Genomic DNA, 7,862 nt, shown 5'->3' with positions numbered 1-7,862 from the left:
GCAACTCGGCCAGCCCGCGCCCGATCCCCGCCTTCGCGGGGACGCTGCGCGCAATGCCGGTGGCGCGCATCACCGCCTTCGCGGGGACGCTGCGCGCAATGCCGGTGGCGCGCATCACCGCCGTGACGCCGCCGCGCCCCGCAGCCAGCGCTTCGGCCGCCGCGAACCGGCGCCGGCCTCGCTCGTCGAGAACGTCACAGAGCGCCTCAAAGCGCAGGCGGATGGCCGATTCGTCAATCACTCAAACAGGCTACGAAATTGCCCGCCGCCCCGGAATCCCTTCCGGCCCGCAATAGACCCCACCTCGATTCACTTGTTCGTGGTCAATGCCTTAGCCACTGGCCCCAAAAACGGGGTCCACTTCACCGGCGCGCGATGCGCGCGTTTGGGTCAGGCGATGCCGCGATCAGGCGATGCCGCCGAGGCAGAGGTATTTGGTTTCGAGATAGTCGTCGCAGCCATACTTGGAGCCTTCGCGGCCGAGGCCGGACTGCTTGACCCCGCCGAACGGCGCGACCTCGGTGGAGATCAGCCCGGTGTTGATCCCCACCATGCCGGTCTCGATGCGCTCGGCCACCCGCCACACCCGCGCCAGGTCGCGCGAGTACACATAGCCCGCCAGCCCGAACTCGCTGGCATTGCACATCGCCACCGCCTCCTCCTCGGTCGCGAACCGCACAAGCGGCGCCAGCGGACCGAACGTCTCCTCGCGTGCCACCAGCATGTCCTGCGTCACCTCCGTGAGCAGCGTCGGCTCGAAGAAGGTGCGGCCGAGATTGGACCGTCGCCCGCCCGCGACGACCGCGGCACCCTTCTCCACCGCGTCGCGCAGATGGCGCTCGACCTTGGCCACCGCCGCCTCGCTGATCAGCGGCCCGGTGGTGACGCCGGGCTCGGTGCCGTTGCCGAGCCTCAGCGTTGCGAGCCTTTCCCGCAGCTTCTTGGCAAACGCGTCATAGACGCCGGCCTGCACATAGATGCGGTTGGCGCAGATGCAGGTCTGGCCGGCGTTGCGGAACTTGGCGATCAGCGCGCCGTCGGCGGCCGCGTCGAGGTCGGCGTCGTCGAACACCACGAACGGCGCGTTGCCGCCGAGTTCCAGCGACAGCTTCTTCACGGTGTCGGCGCACTGCCGCATCAATATCTTGCCGACGCGGGTCGAGCCGGTGAAGGTGATCTTCGCCACCTTGGGATTGGCGCACAATTCCGCGCCGACCGCGGCGGCGTCATAACTCGGCACCACGTTGAACACCCCGGCCGGCACTCCGGCCCGCGCGGCCAGCGCGGCCAGCGCCAAGGCCGACAGCGGCGTCAGCTCCGAGGGCCGCGCCACGAAGGTGCAGCCCACCGCAAGGGCGGGCGCCAGCTTGCGGGCGATCATGGCGTTAGGGAAGTTCCACGGCGTGATCGAGCCGACCACGCCGACGGGCTGTTTGAGCACCAGGATGCGCTTGTCGCGCTGGTGGCCGGGAATGACGTCGCCGTAGATGCGCTTGGCCTCTTCGGCGAACCACTCGATGAACGAGGCGCCGTAGAGGATTTCGCCCTTGGCCTCGGGCAGCGGCTTGCCCATCTCGGCGGTGAGGATGGCGGCGAGATCGTCGGCATTGGCGACGATCAGATCGTAGAAGCGCCGCGCCACCGCGGCGCGCTCCTTGCCGGTCCATGCGGCCCAGCCGGGCTGGGCGGCATGGGCAGCGTCGATCGCCGCCCGCGTTCCGGCCACGCCGACGTCGGCGACCGTGGCGATCACCTCGCCGGTTGCCGGGTTGTCGACCGTGAATGTGGCGGCGGCGTCGACCCACGCGCCGTTGATGTAGGCCTGCGTGCGCAGCAGCGACGGATCCTTCAGCATCAGCATCTCATACCCCCCGCGCAGCTTTCACCGCTTCCTCAAGGATGTCCATGGCCTCGGCGAAGTGATCGTCCGGAATGGTCAGCGGCGCCAGGAACCGGATGACGTTGCCGTAGACGCCGCAGGTGAGCAGCACTAGGCCGCGCGCCAGCGCCTCGACGCGGATGCGCGCGGTGAGGTCCGGCGCCGGCTTGCCGTCGGCGGCGATGAACTCGGCGGCGACCATGAAGCCCGGGCCGCGGATGTCGGCGAGCTCCGGCGCGAAGGCGCGGATCTCTTCCAGCCGGGCCTTGAGGCGGGCGCCGAGTTCGTTGGCGCGGGCGCACAGATTCTCCTCCTCGATCACGTCGAGCACGGCGTTGCCGGCGGCGATGCCGAGCGGATTGCCGCCATAGGTGCCGCCGAGGCCGCCGGGACCGGCGGCGTCCATCATCTCGGCGCGGCCGGCGACCGCGGAAATCGGCAGGCCGCCGCCCAGCCCCTTGGCCATGGTCGTGAGGTCGGCGGCGATGCCATAGGCTTCCATCGCGAACAGGGTGCCGGTACGGGCAAAGCCGGTCTGCACCTCATCGGCGATCATCACGATGCCGTAGCTGTCGCACAGCTCGCGCAGGCGGCGGACGAAGTCGGGCGGCGCCGGGTAGAAGCCGCCTTCGCCCTGCACCGGCTCGAACAGGATCGCCGCCACCCGGGCCGGATCGAGGTCGGCCTTGAACAGCTTGTCGATGGCCTTGAAGGTGTCGTCCACGGTGATGCCGTGGAGCGGGGTGGGGTAGGGGACGTGGAACACGTCCGGCATCATCGCGCCGAAGCCGGTCTTGTAGGGCACCACCTTGCCGGTGAGGCTCATGCCCATGAAGGTGCGGCCGTGGAAGCCGCCGCCGAACGCGATCACCGCGTCGCGTTTGGTGTAGGCGCGGGCGATCTTGACGGCGTTCTCGACCGCCTCGGCGCCGGTGGTGACGAACACTGTCTTCTTGGCGAAGGTCCCCGGCACCTTGGCGTTCAGCCGCTCGGCAAGCCGGACATAGGGCTCGTACGGCAGCACTTGGTGGCAGGTGTGGGTGAATGCCTCAAGTTGCGCCTTGACCGCGGCCAGGACCTTCGGGTGACGATGGCCGGTATTGACCACGGCGATGCCGGCTGCGAAATCGATCAGCCGACATCCGTCGGCATCCCACACCTCGGCATTCTCAGCCTTTACGATGAAACTCTGCGTGAGGACGCCGACGCCGCGGGCGAGAGCTGCAGCGCGCCGCTTTTCGATTTCGGAATTGAACATTTCAACCTCGGGCCTTGCGAACGGGAGCCGATTGAACGTTACCGTTTAATGAGGATGCTCGCAATGTTTATTTTTATAAACACTCGGTGTAGCAACACACGGTGTAGCGTTGCACCCCGCGATCAGGCCTCGGCGTGCAGCACGAACGGCGAAAGGTTGGAAACGCTTGATTTTCTCGGGAATGTCGCGAACGACAACGGCGTCCGCACCGGTCGGGTCATTGGTTTGACGACCAGCCCTGCGATCCGGGCATCGCGGGCATGATGGCGGAGCGGACGTGCGGGGTCGGGGAGGCAGGGGTGATGGACATCGATATCGGCGCGCGACTGAAGACCATCCGCGAGGAGCGCGGCCTGTCCCAGCGAGAGCTTGCGCAGCGCGCGGGCGTGACCAACGGGTTGATCTCGTTGATCGAGCGCAACATGACGAGCCCGTCGATCAACACCTTGAAGAAGATCCTCGAGATCCTGGACACCACGCTGTCCGACTTCTTCGCCAAGGGCGAGCGCAGCGAACCCGACCGCTTCGTGTTCCGCCACGATGAACTGACCGAGATCAATCCCGGCCGGGTCTATCGCGCCGCGACCGCCGAATCGCTGCGCGCCCTGTCGTTCAAGCGGGTCGGCCGCAGCGACAACACCAACCTTCTGATGCTGTACGAGACCTACGATCCCGGCGCCGACACCGGCGAGGATGCCTACAGCCACGAAGGCGAGGAGGGCGGCGTGGTGATCAGCGGCGAACTGCTGCTGACGGTCGGCGAGCGAACCGAGCTCTTGCGCGCCGGCGACGCCTATCATTTCGACAGCCGGATTCCGCATCGCTTCCGCAACATCGCCACCACGCCCTGCATCGTGGTGAGCGCCTGCACGCCGCCGACGTTCTGACGCTGGAAGCGCTTTAAGTTTCCGAGTTGTCGCACTTTCTATCGCAAAGCTGGTTCCCGCTTTTGCGGAAAATGCTCTAGCCGTCCTCGACCTCGTCGGCCTCGCGGGTCTTGCGCACCACGGTCGCGATATCGACGCTCAGCAACTCCGCCGCCTTCCGCTTGCTGCCGGCGCGCCGCACCGCTTCGCGCACCAGATACTTTTCGTAGCGCCGCACTTCGTCCTTCAGCGAGGCGACCGGAAATCCGCCGCTTGCCGGCGCGGCGAAAAAGCTGGCGGGATCGGCGATCGTCGGGATGCCGAGCACCGGGCTCGGCGTCGGTTCCGGAAAGCAGGAGAACGGCAGCAGCGTGCCATTGCCGGGGCTGCGGCACGGCGCTGCGATCGCCTGCGAGGTCGCCGACAGCACGCTGGCCGGCAGGTGCTCCTCTCCCGCAAGTCCGTCGCACATCACTGCCAGATGCTCGATGATGTTCTGCATCTCGCGGATGTTGCCGGGATAGTCATACTCGATCAGCCGCCGCAGGCAGGCCGCGTCCAGGCTGAACGGCCGGTCACGGCGGGCATTGAGGCGGGCGACGAAGATGCGCACCAGATCGGGAATGAGATCGCGCGTCTCGCGCAGGGCCGGCACGGTGAGGGTCAGTGAGCTCAGGCGATAATAGAGATCCTTGCGGAATGCGCCGGAGCGGCTCATGTCCAGGAGGTCGCGATTGGTCGCCGAGAACAACTGGATCGACACCCGCCGGCCGCCGGTGGCGCCGACCCGCTGCACCACGCCGTCCTCCAGGAATTTCAACAGCTTTGCCTGGCAGTGCAGCGGGATTTCGCCGACCTCGTCGAGAAACAGCGTGCCCTTGTCGGCGGCCTCGATCAGTCCCTTCTTGCCGCGGTTGAGTGCGCCGGTGAACGAGCCGGCGGCGTAGCCGAACATCTCCGACTCGAACAGGCTTTCCGGAATGCCGGCGCAATTGACGTGGATGAATGGGCGATTGCCGCCGAGCGTCATGGCATGAACCTGGCGGGCGATCTCGGTCTTGCCGGCGCCGGACTCGCCGACGATCAAGACGCGGATGCCGAGGTGGACCGCCCGCATCGCCTGCTCGATCAAGGCGGCGCTGCTCGGATTGAGCACGATGCCGCGATCGACCGCGGCGACGCTCTCGCCGACCGAGACGAAGCCGGACCGCGCTGCACTTTCGATCTGGCGATTGATCGAATCGAGGTTGCGCAGCACCATCACGCTGAAGGCGAGCTTGCCGTCGGTGCCGAGCGCCGGCCGGCACGAGATCAGGATGGAGCGGCCATCGGCGATGGTGTCGACCCGGTTGAGGCGGGTGCCCAGGCTGACGGCCTTGACGACGGCGCCGGCATCGATGCCGAGCCGTTCGAGATAGGTGCGAAGACTGAAGACCGCGGTGTCGATCGGCGGATCGAGCAGCGCCTGTGCCGCGCGGTTGGCCAGCCGCGCGACGCCGGCAGGATCGACGCACAGCACGGCATCCGGCAGCGAATCGAGCAGCACCGGGGCGTTCGGCTGGGCGATGGCGCGAACGAGGTCGGCGGCGGAATAAAGCGAGGTGCCCCGGTCCTCCTGCATCTTGAAGCTCATGCACCTCTCCCGATCATCACCCTTGGCCGGGGTTCGGACCGCGCCCGAGCCGGCCGCAGCACGGCGACAAATCGGCTGTCGAAGCCGTCCGGCACCGGGGCGAGCGTCGCTTCGCACAGGATGGCGCCCTGTCCCGGCCGGCAGGCCATCACCGTGAACGGCTCAAGCGATGCCACCCACGGATGGAGGTAGCGCTCAAGATCGACGATCGGCGTGAGCGTGCGCCCGAGCCAGGGCTCGACCGGCACGCCGAACAGCTTCTCGAACGCCGGATTGGCGGCGCACAGGCAGGCGTCGCGATCGATCACCACCACCACGTCGGCGATGGCGCCGAGCACGTCCTTCACGCTCTCCTCGCGCCTTGTGAGCGCGACCTCGGTTTCCTTGAAGGTGGTCAGGTCGCGCAGCGTGCCGATCATCCGCCACAGCAGCCCATCCTCAATGTGGCAGCGCACGGTGTTTTCGAGAAAGACCGGCGTGCCGTCGTGAAGATGGTCGCAGGAGGCGACGCCGTCGATGCTGTAGCTGCTGTCGATGAGCTGGCCGATGAACCACTCGTTCTCGGGGCTGCGCGCGAAAAAGCGCGAGACCGGCTCGCGGTTGAGATCGCCGCCATCGGGCACGCCGTAGATGCGCGCCATCGCGCGATTGCACAGCGTCCAGTGGCAGGTGTTCTCGAAGATCTGGCGGATGATTTCGCCGCGCGGCTGGGCGGTGTCGACGGGCTCGTCGAACTCGATGCACCACATCGCCTCGCCGCAGGCGTCGACCATGCAGGACAGCACATCCTCGGCGCTGGTCCGTCCGGGCTGGCGGACCTCGGACAGCAGGCAGGCCCATTCGCCGAACCGGTCGTCGCCGTGCCAGAACAGCGTCACCACCGCCCGGCCGGCACGGCCATTGTCCTTGAGCAGCGGCACCGCCAGCGGTCCGCGCACGGTCGGGCCGCCGGGCAGGTGCCGAAGATCGCCAAGCCCTGCCGACGCCTCAGCGCCGATGATCGCCTTGAGGCTTTGCGGTGCACGATCGTGCGCAGCCAAGCCGAGCGCGTCGCGGCCGGCGGCATTGATGGCGCGGATGCTGCCATCCTCGGCGACCGCCAAAGCGGGGAACGGCAGCGCGGCCAGCACGGCGGAGGGGCCAATCACCACGCCGGCCCCCGATCCACCGCGCGAAAACGGGGGCTCCGGAAACCGGGGCGGGCGAAACGCGAAGCGCCGCCTCGCGCGGTTGCGGTGCCGCGGGCGCCGTCAGTTGAAGTTTGTCTCCAGAGCGTCGGCGAACGCGAACACGTCCGCACAGACACCGTGAGTTGCAGCGTTGAAAATGGGTGCATTTCGATCGGTGTTTACCGCGATGATCGTCTCCACGTGTTTCATTCCATGCAAATGTTGGACCGCGCCGGAGATGCCGAGCGCGAGATAGAGCTTGCAGTTCGACGCGGTCTTGCCGGACAGGCCGACCTGGTGCGCTTTCGGCAGCCAGCCGGCGTCGGCGATGGGCCGCGAGCAGCCGAGCGTCGCGCCGAGACGGTCCGCCAGCGCGCGAAAGCGCTCGATGTTCTGTTCGTCCTGGATGCCGCGTCCAATCGACATGATGACCTCGGCCTTGGTGATGTCGACGTCAGCCGGCGGCGGATCGATGTAACCCTGATGTTCGGAAAGCAACGATGCGACTGGCGCAAAGTCGACAGTCACCGCACGGCGCGACACGACATCATCGGATGCGGCGGGGGGCTTGGCGCCGCCTGCGCGCAGCATCAATGTGACCAGCGGCGCATTGCCGAACTGCATCCAGCTCAGCACCTTGTTGGCGTAGCCGGCGCGCTGCGCCCGAATGCCGCCCGACACTGCCTCGACCGTGATCACATCGCTGGCAAAACCGCCGCCAAGACGGGCAGCCACCGCCGGCCCGAAGCCCATGCCGGAAACGGTGTGACCAATCAGGATCAAGCGCGCTTCCACCGCAGTCGCAATCTCGACGGTTGCATGCGCCGCCGCCACCGCGTCGAACTCCGGCGTTGGCGCGCCGATGAGCAGGATCTCGTCAACGCCGGCGAAGGCGAGGTCGTCGGCGAGCGCCTCCGGCGCGGCGTCTATCACCGCGACGCGAACCGGGCCGCCGAGTTGCTCCTTCAGCGCAACCGCAGTGCCGATCAGCTCGCCGGTGACGGGAGCGAGGCGGCCGCGCAGATGTTCGGCAACGACCAGAATTCCAGCCATCGGA

At 67.4% G+C, this 7,862-nt stretch carries 6 protein-coding genes and 1 pseudogene; 1 reads left to right on the top strand and 6 read right to left on the bottom strand.

The window, feature by feature from the left end:
- From F1193_RS17535 to F1193_RS14975, 3 genes and pseudogenes are all read right to left on the bottom strand, one after another.
- Positions 1-241, bottom strand: a pseudogene (locus F1193_RS17535) (ISAzo13 family transposase); the annotation flags it as partial.
- Positions 242-406: 165 nt separating this feature from the next.
- Complete coding sequence (locus tag F1193_RS14980; protein ID WP_150098606.1) at positions 407-1,861, bottom strand: NAD-dependent succinate-semialdehyde dehydrogenase; 1,455 nt, start codon at positions 1,859-1,861, stop codon at positions 407-409.
- Position 1,862: 1 nt separating this feature from the next.
- Positions 1,863-3,137 (bottom strand): 4-aminobutyrate--2-oxoglutarate transaminase, encoded by a 1,275-nt coding sequence (locus tag F1193_RS14975; protein WP_150098605.1) that lies wholly within the window; start codon positions 3,135-3,137, stop codon positions 1,863-1,865.
- Between the two features lie 302 nt (positions 3,138-3,439).
- On the opposite strand from F1193_RS14975, the gene F1193_RS14970 reads away from it, so the two are divergent.
- Positions 3,440-4,024: a cupin domain-containing protein gene (locus F1193_RS14970; RefSeq protein ID WP_170263685.1), complete on the top strand. Its 585-nt coding sequence runs from the start codon at positions 3,440-3,442 to the stop codon at positions 4,022-4,024.
- A gap of 76 nt (positions 4,025-4,100) precedes the next feature.
- On the opposite strand, the gene F1193_RS14965 is transcribed toward F1193_RS14970, so the two are convergent.
- The 3 genes from F1193_RS14965 to F1193_RS14955 all read right to left on the bottom strand — a co-directional run bounded on the left by F1193_RS14965 (position 4,101) and on the right by F1193_RS14955 (position 7,858).
- Complete coding sequence (locus tag F1193_RS14965; protein ID WP_150098604.1) at positions 4,101-5,636, bottom strand: sigma 54-interacting transcriptional regulator; 1,536 nt, start codon at positions 5,634-5,636, stop codon at positions 4,101-4,103.
- On the bottom strand, positions 5,633-6,787 hold the full coding sequence (locus tag F1193_RS14960; protein ID WP_150098603.1) for a PAS domain-containing protein: 1,155 nt from the start codon (positions 6,785-6,787) through the stop codon (positions 5,633-5,635). The genes F1193_RS14965 and F1193_RS14960 overlap by 4 nt, the downstream gene beginning before the upstream one ends.
- A gap of 99 nt (positions 6,788-6,886) precedes the next feature.
- A complete protein-coding gene (locus tag F1193_RS14955) occupies positions 6,887-7,858 on the bottom strand; it encodes an electron transfer flavoprotein subunit alpha/FixB family protein (protein WP_150098602.1) in 972 nt (323 codons plus the stop codon).
- Positions 7,859-7,862 lie beyond the last annotated feature (4 nt).

It is taken from the genome of Blastochloris sulfoviridis (assembly GCF_008630065.1).
In the GTDB taxonomy this organism is placed as follows: Bacteria; Pseudomonadota; Alphaproteobacteria; order Rhizobiales; family Xanthobacteraceae; genus Blastochloris; species Blastochloris sulfoviridis.
Note: the sequence above shows the minus strand (reverse complement) of the source record. Positions and strands in the feature narration are given on the sequence as shown.